The sequence below is a fragment of the Ornithinimicrobium pekingense DSM 21552 genome, from assembly GCF_000421185.1.
Lineage (GTDB): Bacteria > Actinomycetota > Actinomycetes > Actinomycetales > Dermatophilaceae > Ornithinicoccus > Ornithinicoccus pekingensis.
The window spans coordinates 141129-166579 of the sequence record NZ_ATWJ01000007.1 but is presented as its reverse complement, the minus strand read 5'-3'; the positions used below and the strand labels follow the sequence as shown (position 1 = coordinate 166579).

Genomic DNA, 25451 nt, shown 5'->3' with positions numbered 1-25451 from the left:
GTACCTGCTTCATACACACCTCACGGGCGGGTGGAGGGGGACGGGTCGCGCCCCACCTGGGAGAGCAGCGTAGCGGCCCGGCCCCGAGGGGCCGGGCCGCTACGGTGCGTCCTGACCCGGACGGGTAGCCCGGGTCAGGACGACGGGGTCACGGGGCGTTCGGCGTCTCGATGACCAGCTCGCCGGAGATGATCTGCTGCTCGTAGTCCTCGAGAGCGTCGACCAGCTCCTGGGGCACCTCGCCCTCGAAGTCGTGGAACGGGGCCAGGCCCACGCCCTCGTTCTCCAGGGTGCCCACGTAGGGCTCGTTGGAGAAGCCGCCGGTGGCGACCTCGCGGACGGTGTCCTGCACGGCGGCACCGATGCCCTTCATCACCGAGGTGAGCATGTACTCGCTGTACTCGGAGGCGGTCAGGTAGCCGTCGGAGTCGACCCAGATGAGCTTGGCGCCGTCGGCCTCGGAGACCGCGGCCGCCGCGCCCAGGCCCACGGGGCCGGCCACGGGCATGATGATGTCTGCGCCCTGCGCGAGGAACTGCTCGGTCAGCGTCTGGCCCTGCGCCTGGTTCTCGAAGTCACCGGAGAAGGAGCCGGTCTGGCCCTCCTTGTCCCAGCCGAGGAGCTGCACGTCGGCACTGTTGTCCTCGTTGTACTTCGCGACACCGTCGGCGAAGCCGTCCATGAAGATGGAGACCGACGGGATCTGCAGGCCGCCGAAGGTGGCCACGGTGCCGGTCTCGCTCATCCCGGCGGCCAGGTAGCCGGCCAGGAAGGAGGCCTCCGCGGTGTTGAACAGCAGCGGCTTGGCGTTGTCCAGCTCGACCGGCTGGAAGTCGGCGTCGGTGAAGGCCGAGTCGATCAGCGCGAAGTTGGTGTCCGGGTTCTGCTCGGCCGCCTGCTGGATGGCGTCCTCGAGGAGGAAGCCGACGCCGATGGTCAGGTCGCAGCCCTGGGTGACCAGGTTGCCCACGTTGGTGGCGTAGTCGGCGTCGGACTGGGACTCGACCTCGACCGGGTCGAAGCCGAGCTCCTCGGCCGCCGCGTCCAGACCCTCCTTGCCGGACTGGTTGAAGGACTGGTCGTCGAACCCGCCGGAGTCGGAGACCATGCAGGCCTGGAAGTCCTCGGCGACCTCGCCGCCGGGGGCCGCGGTGCCCTCGTCGGTGCTGTCGCCGGAGTCGTCGCCGGTCTCCTCACCGGTGTCCCCGCCGGCCTCCTGGGTGGTGGGCGTGTCGCCCTCGTTGTCGTCCGGGGCCTCGCCGCATGCGGCCAGTGCCAGGGAGGCGGCCGCACCGACGGCCGCAAGCTTCAGAACCCGACGCACGTGGAACTCCTTTGTGAGCTGTGATAGGTCGTGCGCCCCGATGCTAGCGCCCCGTACCCGCTGGTAGCAGCCAGGTGGAGAGGATGTGACCAAAGCGTGACACGGGGGCGGTATGACGTTGCTCACCCCCTCGTCAGGGCGCGTCCTCAGACCAGCCCGTCGGGCCCCACGGAGGTGAACACCGAGGCGGCCAGCAGGGAGGCCGCGACCGTCACGGTGCGCTCGTCCACGACCAGGTCGGCCTGGTGCAGCTCGTGGGTCGGCCCGCCGGGCGTCCGCGTCCCCAGCCGCGCCATGGCCCCAGGCACCTGGGTGAGGTACCAGCCCAGGTCCTCCCCACCCATCGACTGCTTGGTCGGGACGACCGCGTGCGGCCCGAGCAGCCCCATCGCGGCCCGCGAGAGGGCCACGACGGCCGCGTTGTCGTTGTCGACGGGCGGCACGCCCTTGGTGTGCCGCACGGTGGCCCGCACGCCGTAGGGGGCCACGACCGCCTGCACGACCTCCTCGACCAGCTCGCCGGTGCTGTCCCAGGTCTCGGTGTCCAGGATCCGCAGCGTGCCGATCGCCTCGGCCTGCGTCGGGATGATGTTGGGCGCCGACCCGCTGCGCACGATGCCCCAGACCAGGGTGGCGGCCGAGCGGGGGTCGAGCCGGCGGGACAGGACCGCCGGGACCTCGGTGACGACCTTGCCCAGGGCGTAGGTCAGGTCCTGGGTGAGGTGCGGACGGGAGGTGTGTCCCCCGCGGCCGGTGAGCACGACGTGGACGGAGTCGGAGGCCGCGGTGATCGGGCCGACGCGCAGCCCGACGGTGCCGACGTCCACGGTCGGGTCGCAGTGCACGGCCAGCAGCCGGTCGACGCCCTCGAGCCCCCCGTGCTCCATGACGGTGTGCGCCCCTCCGGGCATGCTCTCCTCGGCCGGCTGGAAGAGCAGCCGGACGGCGACGCCCCGCTCGACCAGCTCCTCCTCCAGCGCCTTGAGCGCCAGGCCGGCGCCGAGCACGCCGACGGTGTGCACGTCGTGGCCGCAGGCGTGGCACACCCCCGGGTTGCGGGAGGCGTACGGCAGACCGGTCACCTCCTCCAGCGGGAGGGCGTCGAGGTCGGCCCGCAGGGCCAGGCGCACCCGCGGCTGCGGCGCGCCCAGGTCGGCGACGAGACCGGTGCCGGGCAGGGGGGTGACCGCGATGCCCGCCTCCGTCAGGACGTCCGTGAGCAGGGAGGTGGTGCGCAGCTCGTGCCAGGACAGCTCGGGGTGCTCGTGCAGGTCACGACGCAGCTCCCGGAGCCGCTCCGCACGCCGCTCGACCTCCGCCGCCACGCGCTCGAGCACGTCACGGCCGCGGGACGCCTCCCCCGGTCCCGGGGCGGGGCGGCTCGGCAGTCGAGTGGTCTCAGCGGTCACGGGCGTCACTTCACGAGGTCGGTCGGGTGCGAAAGGATCGTCTGGCTGGCCGTGGCGGACGGTCGTGGGCACGGGCGCGACCTGGTGCGGGTCGGCGCGCGGGCCCCGTGACGCGGCGCACGGACAACAACCCAGGGTACATCCCGCGAACCGACCCAGGCCGCACCCGAGGGCGTCGGGCCGGCGTCCGCCCGTCCGCCCGTCAGCGTGCGGTGCCGCGCTGCGGGCTCAGAACGTCTCGCGCGGCGTGTGCTGGCCCCAGACCTCGCGGAGGGCGTCGGCCACCTCGCCGCCGGTCGCGCGGGCCCGCAGCGCCTCGCGCATCGGGAAGAGCACGTTGTCGGTGCCCGCGGCGGACGTGCGCAGCTCGTCCAGGCGCCGGGCGACCTCGTCGTTGTCGCGCTGAGAGCGCAGGCGGGACAGGCGCTCTGCCTGCTGGGCCTCGATCGCCGGGTCGACGCGGAGCGGCTCGTAGTGCTCCTCCTCGTCGACCGTGTAGCGGTTCTGCCCCACGACGACCCGCTCGCCCGAGTCGATCTGCAGGGCGGTGGCGTAGGCGGACCGCTCGATCTCCCCCTTCTGAAAACCCTGCTCGATGGCGTGCACCGCGCCGCCGCGGTCGTCGACGGCCTGGATCAGCTCCAGGACGGCCCCCTCGAGGTCGTCGGTGAGGGACTCCACGACGTAGGACCCGGCGAAGGGGTCGACCGTGCGGGTGACGTCGGTCTCGTGGGCCAGCACCTGCTGGGTGCGCAGCGCCAGCCGGGCGGCCTTGGCCGTCGGCAGCGCGATCGCCTCGTCGAAGGAGTTGGTGTGCAGCGACTGCGTCCCGCCGAGCACGGCGCCCAGGCCCTGCAGGGCCACCCGGACGAGGTTGACCTCGGGCTGCTGCGCGGTCAGCTGGACACCCGCGGTCTGGGTGTGGAAGCGCAGCATCATCGACTTCGGGTTCTGCGCCCCGAACTCCTCCTTCATGATCCGCGCCCAGATGCGGCGGGCCGCGCGGAACTTGGCGACCTCCTCCAGCAGCGTGGTCCGCGCGACGAAGAAGAAGGACAGCCGCGGCGCGAAGTCGTCGACGGCCAGCCCGGCCTCGACGGCGGCCTGCACGTAGGCCTTGGCGTTGGCCAGCGTGAAGGCGACCTCCTGCGCGGGCGTGGCCCCCGCCTCGGCCATGTGGTAGCCGGAGATCGAGATCGTGTTCCACCGCGGGATCTCGGCGTGGCAGTAGGCGAAGATGTTGCTGATCAGCCGCAGCGACTCCGCGGGCGGGTAGATGTAGGTGCCGCGGGCGATGTACTCCTTGAGCACGTCGTTCTGGATGGTGCCGGTCAGCGACGACGCGGGTATGCCGTTGCCCTCCGCCACGAGCTGGTACATCAGCAGCAGCGACGCGGCGGGGGCGTTGATCGTCATGGACGTCGAGACCTCGTCCAGCGGCAGCCCGTCGAAGAGCACCTGCATGTCCTCGACCGAGTCGATGGCCACGCCGACCTTGCCGACCTCGCCGGAGGCGAGCGGGTGGTCGGAGTCGTAGCCCATCTGCGTCGGCAGGTCGAAGGCGACCGACAGACCACCCGTGCCGTTGGCCACGAGCTCCTTGTAGCGGGCGTTGGACTCCGCGGCGGTGCCGAAGCCGGCGTACTGCCGCATGGTCCAGGGCCGGCCGGTGTACATCGACGGGTAGACACCGCGGGTGAAGGGGTAGGAGCCGGGCTCCCCCAGCGCGGTCCGCGGGTCGAAGCCCGCCAGGTCCTCCGGCCCGTAGACCGCCCTCACCGGCAGCCCGGACTCCGTCGTCGACTCAGCCATGCCCGCAGCCTACTGCTCCCGTGCGGGCGAGCTGCGACCCCTTCCGACGCCTGCCGCCGTGGCCTCCACCGCGTCCGCGACGAGCGTCGGGCCGGCGTAGACCAGGCCGGTCCACAGCTGCACCAGGCTGGCTCCGGCGTCGACGAGCGCACGGGCGTCGGCTCCGCTCATCACGCCGCCGACGCCGATGACGGGCAGGTCGGTGCGGGAGGCGACGTGCGCGACCACCTCCCGGGCGCGGAGCGTCAGCGGGGCCCCGGAGAGGCCACCGGCCTCGGCGTCCGCGCGCGTCCGCTCCCGCGGAGCCACGCCCTCGCGCGACAGCGTCGTGTTGGTGGCGATCACCCCGCCCGCACCCGCGGCCAGCGCCACCTCGAGCGCCTCGTCGAGGGCGTCGTCGGTCAGGTCGGGCGCGAGCTTGACCAGCACCGGTGTCGCACCTGCCGCGGCGACGACCGCGTCGAGCAGCTCGGTCAGCGGCCCGGCGTCCTGGAGCGAGCGCAGCCCGGGGGTGTTGGGGCTGGAGACGTTGACGGCGAGGTAGTCCGCCAGGCCCTCGAGCGCCGCCACCGACTCCAGGTAGTCGCCGACCGCCTCCTCCACGGGCGTGACCTTGCTCTTGCCGATGCTGACCCCGACGGGGATCCGCACCAGACCCTGCTCCCGTGCCAGGCGGAGCCGGGCCGCGAGCGCGTGGACGCCCTGGTTGTTGAAGCCCATGCGGTTGACCACCGCGCGGCTCTCCGGCAGCCGGAACAACCGGGGACGGGGGTTGCCCGGCTGCGGGCGGGCGGTGACCGTGCCGAGCTCGACGTGCCCGAGGCCCAGGGCGCCCCAGGTGGCCACGCCCCGGCCGTCCTTGTCCATGCCGGCGGCCAGGCCGATGCGGTGCGGGAAGCGCAGCCCGAGCAGCTCCACCGGCTCGCGCGGCCCGTCCACCGGCCCCACGGCATACCCGCCGAGGACGGCCAGCGCCCGCCCGGGTGACCGGGCGCCCAGCAGCTGGGCGGCGACGACGGCTCCGTGGTGGGCCGTCTCGGCGTCCAGGCGCCACAGCAGGGGCGCCGCGACGTCGGCGTAGGCCGTGCCGGCCGCCTCGCGCGCCGCACGGCGCAGCCGGGTTCCTGCGGTGTTCGCCGAGGTCAGCGCGTCGGGGGACGAGGCCATGGCGCCAACCTTAGACTGGACCGTGTGGCACCACCGGACGAGGACGCGAGCGAGCTGAGCGACGTCACCGCTGTCATCCCGGCCGGTGGTGTGGGCACCCGTCTGTGGCCGCTGTCCCGCGCCTCGGCACCCAAGTTCCTGCACGACCTCACGGGCGGCGGTCGTTCTCTGCTGCAGGCCACCGTCGACCGGCTGCGGCCGCTGGTCGGTGACCGCGTCGTGGTGGTGACCGGGGCCCGGCACGCCGACGCCGTCCGCGCCCAGCTGCCGGACATCGCCGCGGCGGACCTGCTCGTCGAGCCGTCGCCGCGCGACTCCATGCCGGCGGTCGGGCTGGCGGCCGCCGTGCTCGAGCGGCGCGACCCCGACGCGGTGCTGGGCTCCTTCGCGGCCGACCACGTGATCGGCGACCTGGACGTCTTCGCCGACCGGGTCCGTCAGGCCGTGCACGTCGCCCGGACGGGCTCGCTGGTCACGCTGGGCATCTCCCCCACCTACCCCGCGACGGGGTTCGGCTACATCCGGGTCGGTGATGCGCGGCGGGTCCCCGGCGCCCCTGACGCCCGGCACACGGACGCCTTCGTGGAGAAGCCGGACGCGCAGACGGCACGCCGCTACCTGGAGACGGGTGACCACCTGTGGAACGCCGGCATGTTCGTCGTGCGCGCCGCGGTGCTGCTGGAGCTGCTGGAGGCCGCTCACCCGGACATGGTGCGCGAGCTGCGCCGCATCGCGGCGGACCCCCCGTCGATCGAGCAACGGTGGGGCTCGCTGCCGCGCATCTCGATCGACCACGCGGTGGCCGAGCCCGCCGCCCGGGCCGGTCGCGTCGCGGTCGTGCCGGCACCCTTCGCCTGGGACGACGTCGGCGACTTCGCCTCGCTGGCCACCCTGCTCGCCCGGACCGGGCAGGACGAGGCCCTCAAGGTCCTCGGCGACCGGCGGCTCGTCGTCAACGAGGGGTCGACGGGCCTGGTGGCGGCGCACGGCGGGCGGACCGTCGTGACGCTCGGGGTGGACGACGTGGTCGTGGTCGACACCCCTGACGCGGTCCTGGTGACCACGCGCGCGCACTGCCAGGACGTCAAGGGCGTCGTGGCCACGCTGCAGCGCCTCGGACGGGAGGACCTGACCTGAGCCGGCACGCCCCCCGTCACCAGGCCCCGCCTGCCGCTCCCCGGGCGGCCGGGGTCGGCCGACGCCTGCGGGACGGCCTCGGTCACCCGCTCGTCACCCCCCGCTCACCGGACGCACCCCGGGGCGTCGCCGCACCCACACCCGACCGGGCCACCCTGGGTCACGTGCGCGTCGTGATCGTCACCGAGTCCTTCCTGCCCGCCCTCAACGGCGTCACCACCAGCGTCTGCAAGGTCCTGGAGAACCTGCGGGCCCGCGGGCACGACGCCCTCGTCATCGCACCGGGCACCAGCCCGTGGAGCCCGACGATGACGCCGGAGCGCTACGCCGGCTACCCCGTGCACTCGGTGACGAGCGTGCCGGTGCGCCAGTTCCGCGTGGGCCTGCCCTCCTACGAGATCGAGACGGTGCTGCACCGTTTCCGCCCGGACGTGATGCACGTGGCCTCCCCGTTCGTCCTGGGGGTCCGCGGCCTGACGGCCGCCCGCGCCCTGGGCATCCCGTCGGTGGCGGTCTACCAGACCGACATGCCGTCCTACATCCGTCAGCACTCGGGCCCCGCCGGCAACCTGACGGCCCGGGCCGCCTGGCGCTGGATCCGCAGGATCCACCAGCAGGCCGACCTGACGCTGGCGCCGTCCACGGCAGCGCTGCACGACCTGCGCGCCAACGACGTGCCGCGGGTGGCGCTGTGGGGCCGGGGCGTGGACGCCGACCTGTTCCACCCCGACCGGCGGGAGGACCCGCAGACGCAGGCGCTGCGCCGGCGGCTCGCCCCGCACGGGGAGGTGCTGCTGGGCTACGTCGGTCGCCTGGCCCCGGAGAAGGAGCTGCACCGCCTCGTCGAGCTCGCGCGGGTGCCGGGCACCCGGCTGGTGCTGGTCGGCGAGGGCCCCAGCCGCGAGCTGCTCGAGAGCCAGCTGCCGGGAGCCGCCTTCCTCGGCCGCCAGGAGGGCCTGGACCTGGCCCGCGCCTACGGCGCCTTCGACCTGTTCGTGCACACCGGCACGCGCGAGACCTTCGGCCAGACCCTGCAGGAGGCGGCCGCGGCCGGCCTGCCCGTCGTCGCGCCGGCCCGCGGCGGGCCGCTGGACCTGGTCGAGGTGGGCGTCACGGGCCAGCTGTTCGACCCGGACGCCCCCGGTGCCCTCGCCGCCGCCGTGCGCCCGCTCGTGGCTCCCGGAGCCGCGGCGCAGCGCGGTGCGATGGGGCGGGAGGCCCGCCGCAGGGTGGTCGAGCGCTCCTGGCCGGCGCTGGTGGACCAGCTGGTCGACCACTACGCCACCGCGATGGGCGCGGCCGCCGTCTCGGTCGCCTGAGCGCCGCCGCCGGCTCGACCGTGCCCCGGCGCGGATGGCACCGGGTCACTCCGAGAGCGTGAACTCCTCCTCCACACGCCATACCCCGTCACCGGTGTGCAGGTAGAGGCGGAAGGCCGCGGCCGTGAAGGCGCAGGTGAAGGCCTCCAGGTCGGAGAACGCCCGGTCGAGCACGTGACCGGGCCGGTCGTGGGCGACGGTCACGTGCGGGTGGTAGGGGAACTCCAGGTCCCGGCTGACCGGCCCGCCGCGGACGGCCCGCTCGAGCCGCTCGCAGCTGGAGACGCCCTGCGCGACCTGCACGTAGACGACGTCGGAGACCGGGCGGAAGGTGCCGGTACCGCGCAGCAGCACCTCAAAACGGGCGTGGCCGGCGGCCACCTCGGCCAGGTGCCGGCGCAGCGGCTCGACCTGGTCCGCCGCGACGGGGGTGGGCGGCATGAGGGTGATGTGGGTGGGGATGTGCTGGGCCCGGTCCTCGCCGTAGGCCACCCGCAGCTGCTGCAGGTAGCCGCCCCACGGCTCGGGCACCGGCAGCGCCACCCCCACGACGGGGGACGCCGTCGGTGCCGGTGAGTCGACCTGGCCGGGACGGGTCACCCGCGCCACACTACCGCCCGCCCCCGGCCGACGCGGGTCGTGCGGCGCAGGTCAGGCGGGCGGCACCCGGAGCACCTGGCCCGGGTAGATCAGGTCGGGGTTGTCGATCCGGTTCAGCTCGGCCATCGCGGCCGCGTCGACGCCGTGGTGCTCGGCGATGCCGGCGAGGGTGTCACCGTGCCGCACCGTGTGCGTCCGGTAGGTCGTCGGCTGCGACGCCGTGCTGCCGCTCCCGGCGTCGGCTCCGGCGCCCGCGGGCCCGTCCTGCTCCCCGGACGCCTGCGGCGCGGCCTCGGTGGCCTGCGCCGCAGCGTGGCCGGCTGCCTGCGCCTCCGACGTGCCGGCGGCGTCGCGCCCCTGCGCGGTGCGCGCGCGCTCGGCGTCGGAGGTCGTGAGCACGTCCCTGACCTTGTCGAAGAATCCCACGGTCCCAGCCTTTCCCTCGCACCAGCGGGGCGGGGCAGTGCGTTGCGCCCGCGGCGTCCCGGTCTGGTCTGCCGGTCACGTTAGTCGCGCCGTCGAGGCCGTGCCACCCTGGCTGCGCACGCGCACGGCCCCGCGGCCGGACCGGCTCCTGCCCGGTGCCACGGCGGTGCTAGCGTCGGGCAACGGCAGACGGGACCCGACCGACGAGCCCTGCGGTCTGCCGAGACCCAGTCCCCGAACGAAGGGCACCCCCACATGAGCACTCCTGTCAAGGTCGCCGTCACCGGCGCCGCCGGCCAGATCGGCTACAGCCTCCTCTTCCGGATCGCCTCCGGAGAGCTGCTGGGCAAGGACACCCCCGTCGAGCTGCGGCTGCTGGAGATCACCCCGGCCCTCAAGGCCCTCGAGGGAGTCGTCATGGAGCTCGACGACTGCGCCTTCCCCGCGCTGGCCGGCGTCCAGATCGGCGACGACCCCGACGTCGTCTTCGACGGCGCCAACGTCGCGCTGCTCGTCGGCGCGCGCCCGCGCACCAAGGGTATGGAGCGCGGCGACCTGCTGGAGGCCAACGGCGCGATCTTCACCGCCCAGGGCCGGGCGCTGAACGACCACGCGGCCGACGACGTCCGCATCACGGTGACCGGCAACCCGGCCAACACCAACGCGCTGATCGCGATGAGCAACGCCCCCGACATCCCCACCGAGCGGTTCTCGGCCCTGACGCGCCTGGACCACAACCGCGCCATCGCCCAGCTGGCCGCCAAGGTGGGTGCTCCGGTCACCGACATCCGTCGCATGACCATCTGGGGCAACCACTCCGCCACCCAGTACCCCGACCTGTTCCACGCCGAGGTGGGCGGGCGCAACGCCGCCGAGGCCGTGGGTGACCAGAGCTGGCTGGAGAACACCTTCATCCCGACGGTCGCCAAGCGCGGCGCGGCGATCATCGAGGCACGCGGCTCCTCCTCCGCCGCCTCGGCGGCCTCCGCCACCATCGACCACACCCGCGACTGGCTGCTCGGCTCCGCCCAGGACGACTGGGTGTCGATGGCCGTGCGTTCCGACGGCTCCTACGGCGTGGCCGAGGGCCTGATCAGCTCCTTCCCCGTGACCACCGCCGGCGGTGGCTACGAGATCGTCCAGGGCCTTGAGATCGACGACTTCTCCCGCGCCCGGATCGACGCCTCCGTCGCCGAGCTGGCCGAGGAGCGCGACGCCGTGACCAAGCTCGGGCTGATCGGCTGACACCGCCCACCTCCCGAGCGCGACGGGCCCCCTCCCACCGGGAGGGGGCCCGTCCTCGTCCTGGTCCTGGTCCTGGCGCCGCTCCTACCCGACCAGCCGCAGGGTGCCGGCCAGGACCGCGACCGCGGCGCCCAGCAGCGCCATGATACCGGCGTCCACCCATCGCCCGCGCACCGCCAGCCCGCCGGCACGCGACTCCGGCAGCACGGCGCGCAGCACGGCGAGCACGCCCATCGTCGCGCCCAGGGCGTAGCCGTAGGCCCGGAGGTTCTCGGTGACCAGCAGCACGCCGGCGACACCGAGGCCGACGACGCCCACCCACCACAGCCCGAGCGGCTGGCGCGGGCTGGCGGCCCGCAGCTCCGCCTCCGGGTCGTCGTCGTAGGGGCTCGGGGGGTGCGCGCCGTCGCTCACGCCGGCGCGACCGGCACCCCGGCCGCCCGCTCGGCGGCCGCCACGACGTTGCTCAGCAGCATCGCCCTGGTCATCGGGCCCGCGCCACCAGGGTTCGGCGAGAGCCAGCCGGCCACCTCGGCCACGTCGGGGTGCACGTCGCCGGCGATCCTGCCGTCGCGCCGGGCGACGCCGACGTCCACCACGGCGGCGCCGGGGCGGACCATGTCGGGCGTGATGAGGTCAGGCACCCCTGCCGCGGACACGACGACGTCGGCGCCACGGGTGTGGGCGGCCAGGTCACGGGTTCCGGTGTGGCACAGGGTGACGGTCGCGTTCTCCGAGCGGCGCGTCAGGATGAGCCCCAGCGGACGGCCGACCGTCAGGCCGCGGCCGACGATGACGACCTCGGCCCCGGCGAGCGGCACGTCATACCGGCGCAGGAGCTCGACCACGCCCACCGGGGTGCACGGCAGCGGGGCGGGCTCGTTCATGACCAGGCACCCGAGGTTGACCGGGTGCAGGCCGTCGACGTCCTTCGCCGGGTCGACGCGCGAGAGGATCGCGAACTCGTCCAGCCCGGTCGGCTGCTGCACGAGGAAGGCCGTGCACGCCGGGTCGGCGTTGAGCCGGTCGACGACGGCGAGCACCTCCTCCAGCGAGCTGTCCGCGGGCAGGTCGTGGCGCAGGCTGGCGATGCCGATCTCGGCGCAGTCGCGGTGCTTGGCCCCGACGTACCAGCTGCTGGCGGGGTCCTCGCCGACGAGCACGGTGCCCAGCCCGGGCACGACCCCCTGCTCCGCGAGGACCGCCAGCCGCGCCCGCAGCTCGTCCTTGATCGTCGCCAGGACGGCCTTGCCGTCGAGGATCGTCGCGCTCACGCCGGCTTCCCGTCGGTCTGCAGCAGGCTCATGTCCACCATGAGCTCGCCCGCCAGGCTCTCCAGGGAAGCGCGCAGCGCCTCCAGGTCCGACCCCTCGCCCGGGCGCAGGACCGCCTCCGCCTCGAAGGTCTCGCCCCCGGACTCCGGTGTCGGCGCGGTGCGCGACTCGAAGGAGTCGATGCTGACGCCGTGGGCCGCCAGGGCTGCGCTCACCTCCCGGACGATGCCGGGGTGGTCGTTGCCGACCAGCTCCAGGCGGTATGCCTTGCCCTCGCGGGTCGGCGAGGCTCCGGGCGCCTGGTGGACGGTCGTCTCGAGCACACCTGTGAGCGGGCCGAGGGCAGCGGTGAGGTCGTCGGCCCGGGAGGGGTCGACCTCGACGGTGACGATGCCGGCGAACTTGCCGGCGAGCTCGGCCAGCTGGCTGCGGCCCCAGCTGCCTCCGTGCGCGTCGATGACGTCGGCCAGGGCGCTGACGAGGCCCGCGCGGTCGTCGCCGACCACGGTGATGACGAGTGTGGTCATGGCGTCGACTCTAGCGACCCGGTCAGTGGGCGAAGTGCCGGGTGCCGGTGAAGTACATCGTCACGCCCGCCTCCCGGGCCGCGGCGACGACCTCCTCGTCGCGGATGGAGCCGCCCGGCGCGACGACGGCGCGCACGCCGGCGTCGAGCAGCACCTGCAGACCGTCGGCGAAGGGGAAGAAGGCGTCCGAGGAGGCCACCGAGCCCGCCGCCCGCTCCCCCGCCCGGCTGACCGCCAGGTGGCAGGAGTCGACCCGGTTGACCTGTCCCATCCCGATCCCGACGCTGGCACCGTCCGAGGCGAGCAGGATCGCGTTGGACTTCGTCGCCCTGACCGCCCGCCAGGCGAACTGCAGGTCGGCGAGGGTCGCCTCGTCCGCGGGCTCGCCGGCGACCACGCGCCAGCGGGAGGCGTCGTCGCCGCCGTCCTCGACCTGGGCGTCGACCGCGTCCACGGACTGCATGAGCAGCCCGCCGGAGATGGGCCGGGTCTCGACACCGCCGCGCGCGGGCGGGGCGGCGCGCAGCAGGCGCAGGTTCTTCTTCGTCCGCAGCAGCTCGAGGGCGTCGGCGTCGAAGTCGGGTGCCACGACCACCTCGGTGAAGATGTCCTGCAGCTGCTCGGCCAGCGCCCGGGTGACGGGCCTGTTGGTGGCCACGATCCCGCCGAACGCCGAGACCGGGTCGCAGGCGTGCGCCTTGCGGTGGGCCTGCGCGACGTCGCTGCCGACGGCGATCCCGCAGGGGTTGGCGTGCTTGATGATCGCCACCGTGGGCTGGTCGCCGTGGTCGTGCGCGGCCCGGCGCGCGGCGTCGGCGTCCACGTAGTTGTTGTAGGACATCTCCTTGCCGCCGAGCTGCTCGGCCTGGGCCAGCCCGGGGCTCGGCCGGAAGCCGTCGGCGTAGAGGGCGGCGCGCTGGTGCGGGTTCTCGCCGTAGCGCAGCACGGCCTTCTTCTCCCACGTGGCACCGGCCCACGCCGGGAAGCCGGTCCCGTCGCTGGTGTCGCTGACCACGTTGCCCATCCAGGAGGCGACCGCGACGTCGTAGGTGGCGGTGTGCACGAACGCCTCGGCGGCCAGGCGGCGGCGCTGCTCGAGGCTGAAGCCGCCGGCGGCGACGGCCTCGAGCACGTCCCGGTATGCGGTGGTGCTGGTCACCACCGCGACGCTGCGGTGGTTCTTCGCCGCGGCGCGGACCATGGAGGGGCCGCCGATGTCGATCTGCTCGACGCACTCGTCCTGGCTCGCGCCGGAGAGCACGGTCTGGGTGAACGGGTAGAGGTTGCACACGACCAGGTCGAAGGCCTCGACGCCGAGCTCCTCCAGCTGGGCGACGTGGTCGGGGTTGGACGCGTCGGCCAGGATGCCGGCGTGCACCCGCGGGTGGAGGGTCTTGACGCGGCCGTCGAGGCACTCCGGGAAGCCGGTCAGCTCCTCGACCCGCGTCACCGGCACGCCGACGGCCTCGATGCGGGCGGCGGTCGAGCCGGTCGAGACGACGGCCACGCCGGCCTGGTGCAGGCCCCGGGCGAGCTCCTCGAGCCCGGTCTTGTCGTAGACGGAGACCAGGGCGCGTCGGACGGGGCGGCGGTCGGTGGCGGTCATGGGGACTCTCCTCGCGGTCGGCAGGTCGGAGGCGGGCACCCAGGCGGGCGATGCCCACGATCGTCACTCCCCGGTGGTGGTCCACCCGCGCCAGTCGTGTGCGGTCAGTCTAGAGGGCGCTCGACCGTCCCCGCTCGCGGCCGCTCAGCACGAGCGGCAGCTCCTCGACGAGCATCGACCGCTCGACGGCCTTGATGCGCTCGTGCAGGGACTGCTCGTCGTCGTCCGCCCTGATCTCGACCGCCCGCTGGGCGATGATCGGGCCGGTGTCGACCCCGGCGTCCACCTCGTGCAGGGTGCAGCCCGTCACCCTGACGCCGTGAACCAGCGCGTCGCGGACGGCGTGGGCACCGGGGAAGCTGGGCAGCAGCGCGGGGTGGGTGTTCACGACCCTGAAGCGGCTCAGGACCGCGGGGCCGAGGATCTTCATGAACCCCGCGGACACCACGAGCGTCGGGTCGTGGGCGGTGATCTCCTCGGCGAGCGCAGCGTCCCAGGCGGCCCGGTCGGGGTGGGCCCCGAGCGGCACGACGAAGGTGGGAACGCCTGCGCTTCTCGCCCGCTCCAGCCCCGTGATCGCCTCGCGGTCGGCACCCACGGCGGCCACCTCCACGCCGTAGGCGGGGTCTGCGCAGGCGTCCAGCAGCGCCTGCAGGAGCGTGCCGGAGCCCGAGACGAGCACGACGACGCGCGCGCGAGCGCGGGCGTCGTCGCTCAGATCGGCCGCAGGTGAGGTCACCCGGCGAAGTCTAGGAGGGATGACCAGACCACGTGACACTGGTGCAGGTCCTGGGCCAGAGGATCAGTTGGTGCACCCTGTGCGCCAGATGATCCTCTGGCGCACGTGGTGCACCGGTGTCACCTGCCGCACGGGGTGACGTGGGTCGTCAGCGTCGGCGGACGCGGCGCTTGCCGACGATGTGGGCGACCGTGGCGACCGTGACGGCTCCGGCGCCGACCTCGAGCGTGAGCAGGCCCGCCAGCAGCAGGGGGTCCACCCCCACCGTGCCGAGCAGACCGGGGGTCAGCCCGCCGGTCGCGAGCCAGCCCAGGAGCAGCGCCGCGACACCGACCAGCAGCGCGCCGAGCAGCGCGGTCTGCGTCTTGGTCCACCAGCTGGACAGCCGGGAGGCGGTCGCCGCGGCGCGGTGGCCCAGCCAGCACCCGGCCAGGACGGGCACGGCCATGACCGCCCAGAGGTAGGGAGGCAGGGCGCCGGGCTCGGGCAGCGCGCCGAACATCGGCAGCAGCGGCAGGTCGCCCGCGCTCGACTCCGACCAGCCGACATGGACCGTGCCCACGGTGGCCCCGGCTCCGGTGAGCCAGCCGAGCGCCCACACCATGAGGTTCGGGACGGCCAGGAGCTGGGCGAGCGTCAGGACCGAGGTGCCGACGACCCCCGCGTCGAGGGCGCCGTAGAGGGTGAGCACCCGCTCCCACCGGAGGAGCAGCAGGACGAGCACGAGCAGGAAGGTCACGGCCGTCAGACCGACGAGCACCTGCACCGCCGCGGGCACCGCCCGCCGGACCAGCACCGGGGTGTGCGCCTCGACCCACCGCGGCCCACCGGCCAGCGCCGGGTGCTCCTCGCGCCGGTGCTCGGCCCACCAGACCAGCACCACCGCGACCAGCGGCACGAGCACGCCGCCCGCGACCAGGCTGGGCAGGAAGACCGGGGCCAGCCCGAAGCTGGCGGTGTGGGCGACCGCGAGCCCGGCCCCCAGGTAGCCCAGGACGAAGGCGGAGGCGTCGGACCCGCCGAGCGCGTGCCAGGCCGCCCGCCATCCTCCGATCACCGGGACCCGGGAGAGCATCTCCTCCCGGTTGAGCACCACCTGCCGGGCGGCCCACCAGCAGATGAGCAGGGGCAGCGCGGTCAGCAGGAGAGGGGCGAAGACGAGGTCGGCGTCGAGGGTGCGCACCTCCGCCCGGTGGGCCAGCGCCCACACGTCGACGGAGGCGCCCATCGTCTGCCAGAAGGTCACCGTGCTGCGCTCGTCGGCGATCCAGGACACGACGATGGGCAGGGCGACGGCGACGACCCCGAGCAGGACGCACACCGCGCCGGCCAGCGCGGCGACCGACAGCTCGGCCAGGCGGCCGAGGGTCAGGCCGGACAGCGACGAGCGGCCGGGCTGCGGACGGTCGCCTCCCCCGGTCGCTGACTCGGTTCGTTGCAGCACGGTCATGACCGGACCATGGTCACCCGGCCCCGCCCTCGGGCCCGGGAGGCGCGCCGCACATGCCGACGGGCGGCACCCGCGTGGGGCGCCGCCCGTCGGCGTGCAGCGGTGCTGCCCGGGTCAGCGCATCGAGGAGATCACCGAGCGCATCAGCTCGGCCGTCTCGGACGGGGTCTTGCCGACCTTGACGCCCGCGGCCTCGAGGGCCTCCTTCTTGGCCTGCGCGGTGCCCGAGGAGCCGGAGACGATGGCTCCCGCGTGGCCCATGGTCTTGCCCTCGGGGGCGGTGAAGCCCGCGACGTAGCCGACCACCGGCTTGGTGACGTGCTCCTGGATGTAGGCGGCCGCGCGCTCCTCGGCGTCGCCGCCGATCTCGCCGATCATCACGATCGCGTCGGTCTCCGGGTCGTCCTGGAACGCCTTGAGGCAGTCGATGTGCGTGGTGCCGATGACCGGGTCGCCGCCGATGCCGACCGCGGTGGAGAAGCCGATCTCGCGCAGCTCGTACATCATCTGGTAGGTCAGCGTGCCCGACTTGGACACCAGACCGATGCGGCCCGGGCCGGCGATGTCGGCCGGGATGATGCCCGCGTTGGACTTCCCGGGGCTGATCAGGCCGGGGCAGTTCGGGCCGATGATCCGCGTGGTGCCCTTGTCGCGGGCGTAGGCGTAGAACTCGGCCGTGTCGCGCACCGCGATGCCCTCGGTGATGACGACCAGGAGCGGCATGGTGGCGTCGACGGCCTCGATCACCGCGTCCTTGGCGAACTTCGGCGGGACGAAGACGACCGACACGTCCGCGCCGGTGGCCTCCATCGCCTCGGCCACGGAGCCGAAGACGGGGACGGTCGCGCCGCCCTCGAACTCGACCTCGGTGCCGGCCTTGCGGGGGTTGACCCCGCCGACCACCTGGGTGCCGGAGCTCAGCATCCGCTGGGTGTGCTTCATACCCTCGGAGCCGGTCATGCCCTGGACGATGACCTTGGAGCTGTCGTCGAGGAAGATTGCCATAGGAGTCTCTAGTCCTTCGTTCGGTCTCGTCGGGGGCTTACTTGGCGGCCAGCTCGGCGGCCTTGCGGGCGGCGCCGTCCATGGTGTCCTCGATGCTCACGAGGGGGTGGTCGGCCTCCGCCAGGATGCGGCGTCCCTCCTCCACGTTGTTGCCGTCGAGCCGGACCACGAGCGGCTTGGTCTCCTCGTCGCCGAGGATCTCCAGCGCCTTGACGATGCCGTTGGCGACCGCGTCGCAGGCGGTGATGCCGCCGAAGACGTTGACGAAGACCGACTTGACCTGCTTGTCCCCGAGGATGACGTGCAGGCCGTTGGCCATCACCTCGGCGGAGGCGCCGCCACCGATGTCGAGGAAGTTGGCCGGGCGGGCCTTGCCACCGGTGTACTCCTCGCCGGCGTAGGCGACCACGTCCAGGGTGGACATGACCAGGCCCGCGCCGTTGCCGATGATGCCGACGTTGCCGTCGAGCTTGACGTAGTTGAGGTCCAGCTCCTTGGCCTGCGCCTCGAGCGGGTCGGTGGAGGCCTTGTCCTCCAGCTCGGCGTGGTGGGGCTGGCGGAAGTCGGCGTTGGCGTCGAGGGTCACCTTGCCGTCGAGGGCGACGATCTGGCCGTCCTCGGTCTTGACCAGCGGGTTGACCTCCACCAGCGTGGCGTCCTCGTCGCGGTAGACCGCCCACAGCTTCTGCAGCACCGGCACGATCTTCTCGCCGGTCTCGGCGTCGAAGCCGGCCTGCTCGACGATCTCGCGGGCCTTGGCCTCGTCGATGCCGGAGTTGGCGTCGACCTCGACCCGCGCCAGGGCCTCGGGGCGCTCGACGGCCAGCTGCTCGATCTCCATGCCGCCCTCCTTGGAGCACATGGCCAGCAGCGAGCGGTTGGTGCGGTCCAGCAGGACCGAGAAGTAGTACTCCTCGGCGATGCGCGCACCCTGGGCGATCATCACCCGGTGGACCGTGTGGCCCTTGATGTCCATGCCCAGGATCTGCTCGGCGGCCTCGGCCGCCTCCGCAGCCGACTTCGCGACCTTGACGCCGCCGGCCTTGCCGCGCCCGCCGGTCTTGACCTGGGCCTTGACGACGGTGACGCCGCCCGAGCCCGCACCGATCCGCTCGGCGGCCGCACGCGCCTCCTCCACGGTGTCGGCGGTGGCGCCGGCCAGCACGGGCACACCGTGCTTCTCGAACATGTCTCGTGCTTGGTACTCGAACAGATCCACGTGTCAGCTTCCCGTCGTGCGATTGGTGGTGTGGGTGGACAAAGGGGTATGACGCTGACGTCCGGGTGGCCGGGGGCCGGACCGGACGACGGGTCAGTCGGGGGTGGTCGCCAGGTGCTCGCGCACCCAGCCGGTGATGTCGCTCGTGCTGCTGCCAGGGGTGAACACCTCGGCCACGCCCATTCCCTTGAGGACCGGGATGTCGTCGGCGGGGATGATCCCGCCGCCGAAGACCACCACGTCCGCGGCGTCACGCTCGGCGAGCAGCTCGATCACCCTGCGGAACAGGGTGAGGTGCGCACCGGAGAGGACGGACAGGCCGATCGCGTCGGCGTCCTCGGCGATCGCGGCGGCGACGATCTGGTCCGGGGTCTGGTGCAGCCCGGTGTAGATCACCTCCACGCCCGCGTCACGCAGAGCCCGGGCGACCACCTTCGCTCCTCGGTCGTGACCGTCGAGGCCGGGCTTGGCCACGACCACGCGCAGCGGTGATGAGGACATGGGCCAGACACTATCGCAGGCCCGCGCCCCGCTCGCCCGCGGTCGGCGCCCCTACAGCCGCACGAGCGGGGCGACCCGCACGAGCAGCCGCTTGACCCCGGCCTCGCCGAAGTCGACGTGCGCCATCCGGTGCTTGCCGGTGCCCTCGACCCGCACCACCGTGCCCAGGCCGAAGGAGTCGTGGCTGACGCGGTCGCCCGCGGCGAGCGCGTCGAGCTCGGCGCTCTCCGCCTCGCTGCGCGGCCGACGCGGTGCGCTGCCACGCGGGTCCAGGCGCACCACCTCGGGACGGCTGCCGAAGCCTGAGCCACCGTGGCGCTGCCCGCCGCGCGCCGCGAAGCCCCCGCCCCAGCCCAGGCCCTCGGAGGCGGAGGGTCGACCGGTGAAGCTGGAGCGGTCGGCGTCGGTGCGCTCCCAGGCGAGGAGCTCCTCGGGGATCTCGTCGAGGAAGCGGGACGGCGGGAAGTACTGCGGCGTGCCGAAGGCGGCCCGGCTGCCGGCCCGGGACAGGTGCAGCTGCTCGCGCGCGCGGGTGATGCCGACGTAGGCCAGCCGCCGCTCCTCCTCCAGCTCCTCGGGGTCGTCCAGGCTGCGCTGGTGCGGGAAGGTCCCGTCCTCCAGGCCCGTGAGGAAGACGACCGGGAACTCCAGGCCCTTGGCCGTGTGCAGGGTCATCAGCGTCACCACGCCGGCCGACTCCGCCTCGTCACCCTCGGGGATCTCGTCGGCGTCGGCGACCAGCGAGACCTGCTCCAGGAAGTCGACCAGCCCGCCCTCGGGGTAGTTGTCGTCGAACTCGCGCGCGACCGTCACCAGCTCCTGCAGGTTCTCCACCCGGGTCTCGTCCTGCGGGTCGGTGCTGGCGCGCAGCTCGGCCAGGTAGCCGGTCCGGTCCAGGATCGCCTCGAGCAGGTCGCCGACACCCGTGCCGTCGTCGGCGGCCACCGCCCCGAGCTCCTCCAGCAGGCCGGTGAAGCCCTTGATGGCAGCCACCGACCGGCTCGCGATCGCCGGTGCGTCCTCGGCCCGGCCGAGCGCTGCCACGAAGGGGATCCGCTCCCGCTCGGCCAGCGCCGACACCGCCCCGACGGCGCGGTCGCCGATCCCCCGCTTGGGGGTGTTGAGGATGCGGCGCAGGTTGACGTCGTCGGCCGGGTTGGCGAGCACGCGCAGGTAGGCCAGGGCGTCCTTGACCTCGCGACGCTCGTAGAAGCGGGTGCCGCCGACGACCTTGTAGGGCAGGCCGGTGCGCACCAGCACCTCCTCCAGGGCCCGGGACTGGGCGTTGGTGCGGTAGAAGACCGCGACGTCACCGGGGCGCACCCCGCGCTCGTCGGAGAGCCGGTCGATCGTGCGGGCCACGAAGGAGGCCTCGTCGTGCTCGCTGTCGGCGACGTAGCCGACGATCTGGTGCCCCTCCCCCGCGTCGGTCCACAGGTTCTTGTCGCGTCGCCCGGGGTTGCGGGCGATCACGGCGTTGGCGGCCCGGAGGATGGTCGCGGTGCTGCGGTAGTTCTGCTCGAGCAGGATCGTCCGCGCGTCGGGATAGTCCTCCTCGAACTCCACGATGTTGCGGATCGTCGCGCCGCGGAAGGCGTAGATCGACTGGTCGGCGTCGCCGACGACGCAGAGCTCGGCGGGCGGCAGCGGCCGGCTGCCGCCGTCCACGATGTCGCCCTGCTGGCCGACGAGCTCGCGCACCAGGACGTACTGGGCGTGGTTGGTGTCCTGGTACTCGTCCACCATGACGTGCCGGAACCGCCGCCGGTAGTGCTCGCGCACGTCGGGGAAGGCCTGCAGGACGTGCACGGTCGTGGAGATGATGTCGTCGAAGTCGAGGGCGTTGGCGGCCCGCAGCCGGCGCTGGTAGAGCGTGTAGGCCTCGGCGACCTTCTGCTCGTAGGAGTTGCTGCCCACACGTGCGGCGAAGGTCTCCTCGTCGACCAGCTCGTTCTTGGCGGCCGACACCTTCGACAGGAACGCCCGGGCCGGGTAGCGCTTGGGGTCGAGGTCGAGGTCGCGGATGACCATGCCCATGAGCCGCTGGCTGTCGGCGGCGTCGTAGATCGAGAACGACGACCGCAGGCCGGCCGTCTGCGCCTCGCGGCGCAGGATGCGCACGCACGCGGAGTGGAAGGTCGAGACCCACATCGCCTTGGCCCGCGGGCCCACCAGGGCCGCGACCCGCTCGCGCATCTCCGCGGCGGCCTTGTTGGTGAAGGTGATCGCCAGGACCTGACCCGGGTGCACGTGGCGCTCGGCCAGCAGGTAGGCGATGCGGTGCGTCAGCACCCGGGTCTTGCCCGACCCGGCGCCGGCGACGATGAGCAGCGGGCTGCCCTCGTGCGTCACCGCCTCGCGCTGGGGCGCGTTGAGCCCGGCCAGCAGCTCCTCGACCCCCGACCCCCCGCCGCCGCGCGCGCGTCCCGCCGCCGACGGGGCAGGCGGCTCCTGGCCGTCCCCCAGCGCCCAGGCCGGCACCCCGCGCTCGTCGACCTCCTGGCCGGCGGCGTGACCGCTCGCCTGGGCAGCCGTCATCGAGGGCATCGGGAGGTCGAAGGAGAGGTGGTCGAACAGGCTGCTCATCGTGCACCCATCCTAGGCGGGCGCACCGACGCCCTCCGTCCGCGTCCACAGACCCTCCACCTAGTCTGGCCCCGTGACCAGCCGACCTCCCGCCCGAGGTGACCGCCCGTGACCGGCGGCTCCTCGGCATACCTCGACGCGCCCACCCTCGCCCTGCTGGTCGGTGGCCTCGGGCTCGCGCTGGTCTGCCTGGTCAGCGGCCTGAACGGCCGGGCCCCCGGTCGCCTGACGGTGGGGCTGACCGCGCTGCTCCAGCTGGGGGTGCTGGCGTACGCCGCGTGGTACCTCGTGCGCCAGCTCTCCGGTCAGGCTCCCGCCGGCCCGACCTGGGAGCTGTGGTCCTACCTCGTCACGATCCTCCTGCTGCCGGCGCTGGCCCTGGTCTGGGCGCGCGAGGAACGGACCCGGTGGAGCACCTTCGTGCTGGCCGTCGCGGCGTTCGTCGTCGCGGTCATGGGAGCCCGCTGCGCGCAGATCTGGCACGGCGTCGGGCTGATGACCCCGTGAGGGGCCCCGCGGCTCACCCGGGCGACCGTCGGCACGGCCCGGGCCGGGTCATCCTGGCGCTCTACCTCGTCTTCGTCATCGGCACCGTCTCGCGCTCGGCCGCGCAGATCTCGACGCGGTGGGAGCAGGCCCCGCTGGCCTACGGCCTGTCCGCCCTCGCCGCGCTGGTGTACGTCGTCGCACTGGTCTCCCTGTCCCTGCGCGGTCGGGCCGCCTGGTGGGTGAGCGTCGTCGCCCTGTCCGTCGAGCTGGTCGGGGTGCTCGCCGTCGGCACCTGGAGCGTGCTGGCGCCGCAGATGTTCCCCGACGCCACCGTGTGGTCGACCTACGGCCGCGGCTACCTCTTCATCCCCCTCGTGCTGCCCGTCGTGGGCCTGTGGTGGCTGCTCTCGCCGCGCGGCGCGCGGGCGGGGTCGGCGGCATGAGCGACCGGGCCCCGGCCCTGCCGCGGTTCGGGCCGCGGCAGGCCGTGCAGGCCGTGCTGGGCGTCGCGGTGGTCGCCGTGCTCATCGCCTACGGCCTGCCCTACCTGCTCGACACGAGCTGGGCGCAGATCTGGGCCCAGCTGTCGCGGGTGCGGCCCGGCACCGCGGTGCTCATGGGCCTGCTGCTCCTGGGCGGGTTGTTCTGCTACACCTGGGTGGTCATGGGCTCGCTGCCCGGCGTGGGTCACGTCCAGGCGCTGAAGATCAACGGCGTCGCCGCGACGATCGCCAACCTCATCCCGCTGGGTGCCGCCGTCGGCGTCGCGGTGTCGTGGATGATGCTGCGCTCGTGGGGCTTCTCCAAGTCGGCGGTCTCCAGCTCGTTCTTGGTCACGGCGGTGGCCAACGTGCTGGCCCGCGTGCTGCTGCCCGTCATCGGCTGCCTCGTCCTCGTCGCCGGCCCGATCGAGGCCCCGCAGGTCGTCGTCACGGGGGCCTACGTCGCCGGAGCGGTCGGCACCGGGGTGGTCGTGGTGTGCGCGGTGATGATCTTCTCCGACCGCGTGGCGGGCCTGGTCTCGCGGACCCTGCGCCCGGTGCTGGCGCCCTTCAGCCGGGCGGTGCGCGAGGGCCGTGGGTTGGACCGCCTGGTGACCGACCAGCGGGCGCGGGTCGAGGAGGTCGTGCGCACTGGGTGGTGGCGGATCGTGCTGGGGATGTGCGGCCAGTTCGTGCTGCTCTTCGGTCTCTACTGGGTCGCGGCGCGGGTCGTCGGCCTGGACCTGCCGGTGGCCGAGCTGATCTGCGCCTACACCTTCCGCCAGCTGCTGACCGTCATGGCCGTGACCCCCGGCGGGCTGGGCGTGACCGAGGTCGGCACCGCCGGGCTGCTGGTGCTCTTCGGCGCCGACGGCGGCGCGGCCTCGGCGACGGCGCTGCTCTACGCGATCTACGCCCACCTGGTCGTCGTGCCCTTCGGGCTGGCCGCCCTCGGGGCCTGGTGGGCCGGCACCGGCCGTCAGGCGAGCGCCGAGGGACGCCTGGCCTGACCGCGGGCGGGTTCAGCCCAGCAGCCGGCGCACCTGGCGGTCGTGGGCCTCGCGGGCGAGGGTGTCGTCGACCTCGCCGGGCTCCCAGCCTCCGGTGGCCCGCCGCGCGGCCACCTCGAGCAGGCCGTCGGCCAGCTGCGGGTTCGCCGGCAGGACCGGGCCGTGCAGGTAGGACCCGACGACGTTGTGCGTCCTGGCCCCCTCCGTGCCGTCCGAGCCGTTGTTGCCGCGACCGTGGCGCACCCGGCCGAAGGGCCGTTGACCGGTGCCGAGCACGGTCGAGCCGGAGTGGTTCTCGTAGCCGACGACGGGCCCGAAGTCGGTGTCCAGCACCACGGGCCCGATCATCCGGGTCTCGTTGCCCCGGGTGGTGACGTCGAGGATGCCCAGGCCCGGCAGGCGCCGTCCCTCGACGGTGACGAACGCCTCCCCGAAGAGCTGGTACATGCCGCAGATCATGAGCATCGGCACGCCCTCGGTCGCCAGCTCGCGCAGCCGGTCCGCATGCGCCGCGAGGTCGTCCTGGACCCGCACCTGCCCGCTGTCCTGTCCGCCCCCGCCCAGGACGAGGTCGACCCGGTCGGGCCACGGCGCACCAGGGTGGTGGTCGTGCACGACCGGCTGGTAGCCGTGCCAGCGCAGCCGCGCGGCCAGGCAGCGGGTGTTGCCGAGGTCGCCGTAAATGCTCATCTCGCGCGGGTAGAGGTGGACGAGGTGCACCTCGCCCTTGTCGGCCGGCACCTCGGCCAGGGCCGCGACGTCGCCCGGCAGGGCCTGGTCGGTCGTCTCGCTCATGCGGCCGGGTCCTCCCCGAAGCGTGCCAGGCCGAACCTGTCGGCCAGCCGGCGCCGCAGGTGCATCATGGCGGTGTAGGTGCAGAAGATGCGCACGGGCTGGCCCCGGTGGTCCCGCAGGAACCTCTCCAGGGCGGCGTCGAGGTCGGTGTCGACCGCGCCGACCTCGACACCGTCGTAGCGCAGCCGCAGCGCCATGTCCCAGGCGCGCACGCCCGAGGTCACGGCCACCCCCCGCTCCCGCAGCGACTCGAAGGACACGTCGTAGAGCCAGGAGACGTCACGGCCGTCGGCGTAGTTGTCGTTGATCGCCACCATCGTCGCCACCGGCTCGGCGCCGTAGGTCCCCAGCGCCACGGTGAACCCGGCGGGGTTCTTGACCAGCACCAGCTCGAGCTGGGCGCCGCCGACGTCGATCACCTCGCCGCGGCCGAAGGGCGGGTTGACCGCCGCGAGCGCCGTCGCGGCGACGGAGGCGTCGAAGGCCTGCCCCAGCAGCTCACGCGCCATGGTGGTGGCCGCGGTGGCGTTGATCATGGCGGCCAGGCCGCGCTGGCGCAGGGTGAGCGGCCCGACGTCGTGCCCGCCCGGGAAGCGGACCGTGAGCCCGCGGCCGTCGTCGTCGGGCAGGAGCAGGCCGTCGTGCTCGCCCAGCTGCGGCCGGTCGTCGGCGTCGGCGAAGCGCACGTCGGCCTCCTGCAGCTCGGGCAGCCGGTCGGAGATGCTCGGGTCGACCCCGAACCAGCGGACCTGCACGCCCGCCGGGAGGCTGTCGCGCACGCGGGAGATGAAGGAGTCGTCGGCGTTGAGCACCACGCCGGTCGTGGCCCGCTCCCCGAGCGTGGTGAGGAGCCGGGCCGTGTGGTCGATCTCGGCGAACCGGTCGAGCTGGTCGCGGGCGACGTTGAGCAGCAGTGCGTGCGTCGGCGGCACCTGGGCGGCGAAGTGCAGCGCGTGCGCCTCGTCCAGCTCCACCACCGCGACGTCGGCGCCGAGCCGGCCGCGCAGACCGATCTCGCCGAGCATCGAGGAGATCACACCCCGGGTGAAGTTGGACCCGGTCGGGTTGGTGAACACGCGCAGCCCGTGAGCGCGCAGCAGCGCGACGAGCATCTTGGTGGTGGTCGTCTTGCCGTTGGTGCCCGAGACCACCACGACCCCCTGCGGCAGCGAGCCGAGGGTATGGCGCAGCACGGTGGGGTCGATCTTCTCGGTGACCAGCCCGGGCAGGGCCGAGCCGCCGCCCCGCAGCCGGGAGGCCAGGCGGGCGGCCTTGCCGGCGGCCAGGGCCGTGGCGGTGCGTGCCCGGGTGAGGACCGACGCCATACCC

The 25451-nt window shown here is 73.7% G+C and carries 24 protein-coding genes and 1 riboswitch; of the genes, 6 read left to right on the top strand and 18 right to left on the bottom strand.

Annotated features, from left to right (window positions below):
• Positions 1–148: 148 nt before the first annotated feature.
• The 4 genes from K330_RS0102910 to K330_RS18760 all read right to left on the bottom strand — a co-directional run bounded on the left by K330_RS0102910 (position 149) and on the right by K330_RS18760 (position 5712).
• Positions 149–1324: a BMP family lipoprotein gene (locus K330_RS0102910; protein WP_022920360.1), complete on the bottom strand. Its 1176-nt coding sequence runs from the start codon at positions 1322–1324 to the stop codon at positions 149–151.
• Positions 1325–1470: 146 nt separating this feature from the next.
• Positions 1471–2733 carry an amidohydrolase gene (locus K330_RS18770; protein WP_308423432.1) on the bottom strand — a complete coding sequence of 421 codons (1263 nt, stop codon included), beginning with the start codon at positions 2731–2733 and terminating at the stop codon, positions 1471–1473.
• 228 nt (positions 2734–2961) lie between these two features.
• Entirely contained in the window at positions 2962–4545 is a 1584-nt protein-coding gene (locus K330_RS0102900) for an acyl-CoA mutase large subunit family protein (RefSeq protein ID WP_022920357.1), read from the bottom strand.
• A 9-nt stretch (positions 4546–4554) separates the two neighbouring features.
• Positions 4555–5712: a quinone-dependent dihydroorotate dehydrogenase gene (locus K330_RS18760; protein WP_022920356.1), complete on the bottom strand. Its 1158-nt coding sequence runs from the start codon at positions 5710–5712 to the stop codon at positions 4555–4557.
• A gap of 24 nt (positions 5713–5736) precedes the next feature.
• Between K330_RS18760 and K330_RS0102890 the strand changes: the two genes are divergently transcribed.
• Positions 5737–6849: a mannose-1-phosphate guanylyltransferase gene (locus K330_RS0102890; protein WP_022920355.1), complete on the top strand. Its 1113-nt coding sequence runs from the start codon at positions 5737–5739 to the stop codon at positions 6847–6849.
• Positions 6850–7013: 164 nt separating this feature from the next.
• A complete protein-coding gene (locus K330_RS18755; RefSeq protein WP_022920354.1) occupies positions 7014–8168 on the top strand; it encodes a glycosyltransferase family 4 protein in 1155 nt (384 codons plus the stop codon).
• Positions 8169–8213: 45 nt separating this feature from the next.
• Here K330_RS18755 and K330_RS0102880 read toward each other — a convergent pair whose 3' ends face one another.
• Positions 8214–8768: a 2'-5' RNA ligase family protein gene (locus tag K330_RS0102880; protein ID WP_156875662.1), complete on the bottom strand. Its 555-nt coding sequence runs from the start codon at positions 8766–8768 to the stop codon at positions 8214–8216.
• Between the two features lie 51 nt (positions 8769–8819).
• Positions 8820–9194 carry a LysM peptidoglycan-binding domain-containing protein gene (locus K330_RS23995; RefSeq protein ID WP_084617102.1) on the bottom strand — a complete coding sequence of 125 codons (375 nt, stop codon included), beginning with the start codon at positions 9192–9194 and terminating at the stop codon, positions 8820–8822.
• A 255-nt stretch (positions 9195–9449) separates the two neighbouring features.
• Here K330_RS23995 and K330_RS0102870 point away from each other — a divergent pair, with 255 nt between their 5' ends.
• Positions 9450–10439 carry a malate dehydrogenase gene (locus K330_RS0102870; RefSeq protein ID WP_022920351.1) on the top strand — a complete coding sequence of 330 codons (990 nt, stop codon included), beginning with the start codon at positions 9450–9452 and terminating at the stop codon, positions 10437–10439.
• Between the two features lie 84 nt (positions 10440–10523).
• Here K330_RS0102870 and K330_RS0102865 read toward each other — a convergent pair whose 3' ends face one another.
• From K330_RS0102865 to pcrA, 10 genes are all read right to left on the bottom strand, one after another.
• Positions 10524–10853, bottom strand: coding sequence for a DUF3017 domain-containing protein (locus K330_RS0102865; protein ID WP_022920350.1), 330 nt, complete (start codon positions 10851–10853; stop codon positions 10524–10526).
• Positions 10850–11713, bottom strand: a complete 864-nt coding sequence (locus K330_RS0102860) for a bifunctional methylenetetrahydrofolate dehydrogenase/methenyltetrahydrofolate cyclohydrolase (protein ID WP_022920349.1) — start codon at positions 11711–11713, stop codon at positions 10850–10852. Before K330_RS0102860 ends, K330_RS0102865 begins: the two co-directional genes overlap by 4 nt.
• Positions 11710–12240 (bottom strand): glycine cleavage system transcriptional repressor, encoded by a 531-nt coding sequence (locus K330_RS0102855; RefSeq protein ID WP_022920348.1) that lies wholly within the window; start codon positions 12238–12240, stop codon positions 11710–11712. Before K330_RS0102855 ends, K330_RS0102860 begins: the two co-directional genes overlap by 4 nt.
• Before the next feature lie 22 nt (positions 12241–12262).
• Positions 12263–13846 carry a bifunctional phosphoribosylaminoimidazolecarboxamide formyltransferase/IMP cyclohydrolase gene (gene purH / locus K330_RS0102850; RefSeq protein WP_022920347.1) on the bottom strand — a complete coding sequence of 528 codons (1584 nt, stop codon included), beginning with the start codon at positions 13844–13846 and terminating at the stop codon, positions 12263–12265.
• A 30-nt stretch (positions 13847–13876) separates the two neighbouring features.
• Positions 13877–13954, bottom strand: a riboswitch (ZMP/ZTP riboswitch).
• 1 nt (position 13955) lies between these two features.
• Complete coding sequence (purN, locus tag K330_RS18750; RefSeq protein WP_022920346.1) at positions 13956–14585, bottom strand: phosphoribosylglycinamide formyltransferase; 630 nt, start codon at positions 14583–14585, stop codon at positions 13956–13958.
• Positions 14586–14733: 148 nt separating this feature from the next.
• Positions 14734–16029, bottom strand: coding sequence for a cell division protein PerM (locus K330_RS0102840; RefSeq protein ID WP_156875661.1), 1296 nt, complete (start codon positions 16027–16029; stop codon positions 14734–14736).
• 120 nt (positions 16030–16149) lie between these two features.
• Positions 16150–17040, bottom strand: coding sequence for a succinate--CoA ligase subunit alpha (sucD, locus tag K330_RS0102835; protein WP_022920344.1), 891 nt, complete (start codon positions 17038–17040; stop codon positions 16150–16152).
• Between the two features lie 37 nt (positions 17041–17077).
• A complete protein-coding gene (gene sucC, locus K330_RS0102830) occupies positions 17078–18259 on the bottom strand; it encodes an ADP-forming succinate--CoA ligase subunit beta (RefSeq protein ID WP_022920343.1) in 1182 nt (393 codons plus the stop codon).
• 93 nt (positions 18260–18352) lie between these two features.
• Positions 18353–18760: a coenzyme B12-dependent isobutyryl CoA mutase small subunit gene (locus tag K330_RS0102825; protein ID WP_022920342.1), complete on the bottom strand. Its 408-nt coding sequence runs from the start codon at positions 18758–18760 to the stop codon at positions 18353–18355.
• A 51-nt stretch (positions 18761–18811) separates the two neighbouring features.
• Positions 18812–21346, bottom strand: a complete 2535-nt coding sequence (pcrA, locus tag K330_RS0102820) for a DNA helicase PcrA (protein ID WP_022920341.1) — start codon at positions 21344–21346, stop codon at positions 18812–18814.
• Between the two features lie 108 nt (positions 21347–21454).
• On the opposite strand from pcrA, the gene K330_RS0102815 reads away from it, so the two are divergent.
• From K330_RS0102815 to K330_RS0102805, 3 genes are read left to right on the top strand one after another with little or no spacing between them, the layout of a single operon-like run.
• Complete coding sequence (locus tag K330_RS0102815; protein WP_022920340.1) at positions 21455–21853, top strand: hypothetical protein; 399 nt, start codon at positions 21455–21457, stop codon at positions 21851–21853.
• A complete protein-coding gene (locus K330_RS18745) occupies positions 21850–22278 on the top strand; it encodes a hypothetical protein (RefSeq protein WP_022920339.1) in 429 nt (142 codons plus the stop codon). Before K330_RS0102815 ends, K330_RS18745 begins: the two co-directional genes overlap by 4 nt.
• A complete protein-coding gene (locus K330_RS0102805; RefSeq protein WP_156875660.1) occupies positions 22275–23327 on the top strand; it encodes a lysylphosphatidylglycerol synthase transmembrane domain-containing protein in 1053 nt (350 codons plus the stop codon). Before K330_RS18745 ends, K330_RS0102805 begins: the two co-directional genes overlap by 4 nt.
• Positions 23328–23339: 12 nt before the next feature.
• Here the strand turns inward: K330_RS0102805 and K330_RS0102800 are convergent, their stop codons facing one another.
• Both K330_RS0102800 and K330_RS0102795 read right to left on the bottom strand, forming a co-directional pair.
• Entirely contained in the window at positions 23340–24122 is a 783-nt protein-coding gene (locus K330_RS0102800) for a type 1 glutamine amidotransferase (RefSeq protein WP_022920337.1), read from the bottom strand.
• Entirely contained in the window at positions 24119–25447 is a 1329-nt protein-coding gene (locus K330_RS0102795; protein WP_022920336.1) for a Mur ligase family protein, read from the bottom strand. The genes K330_RS0102800 and K330_RS0102795 overlap by 4 nt, the downstream gene beginning before the upstream one ends.
• Positions 25448–25451: the final 4 nt, after the last annotated feature.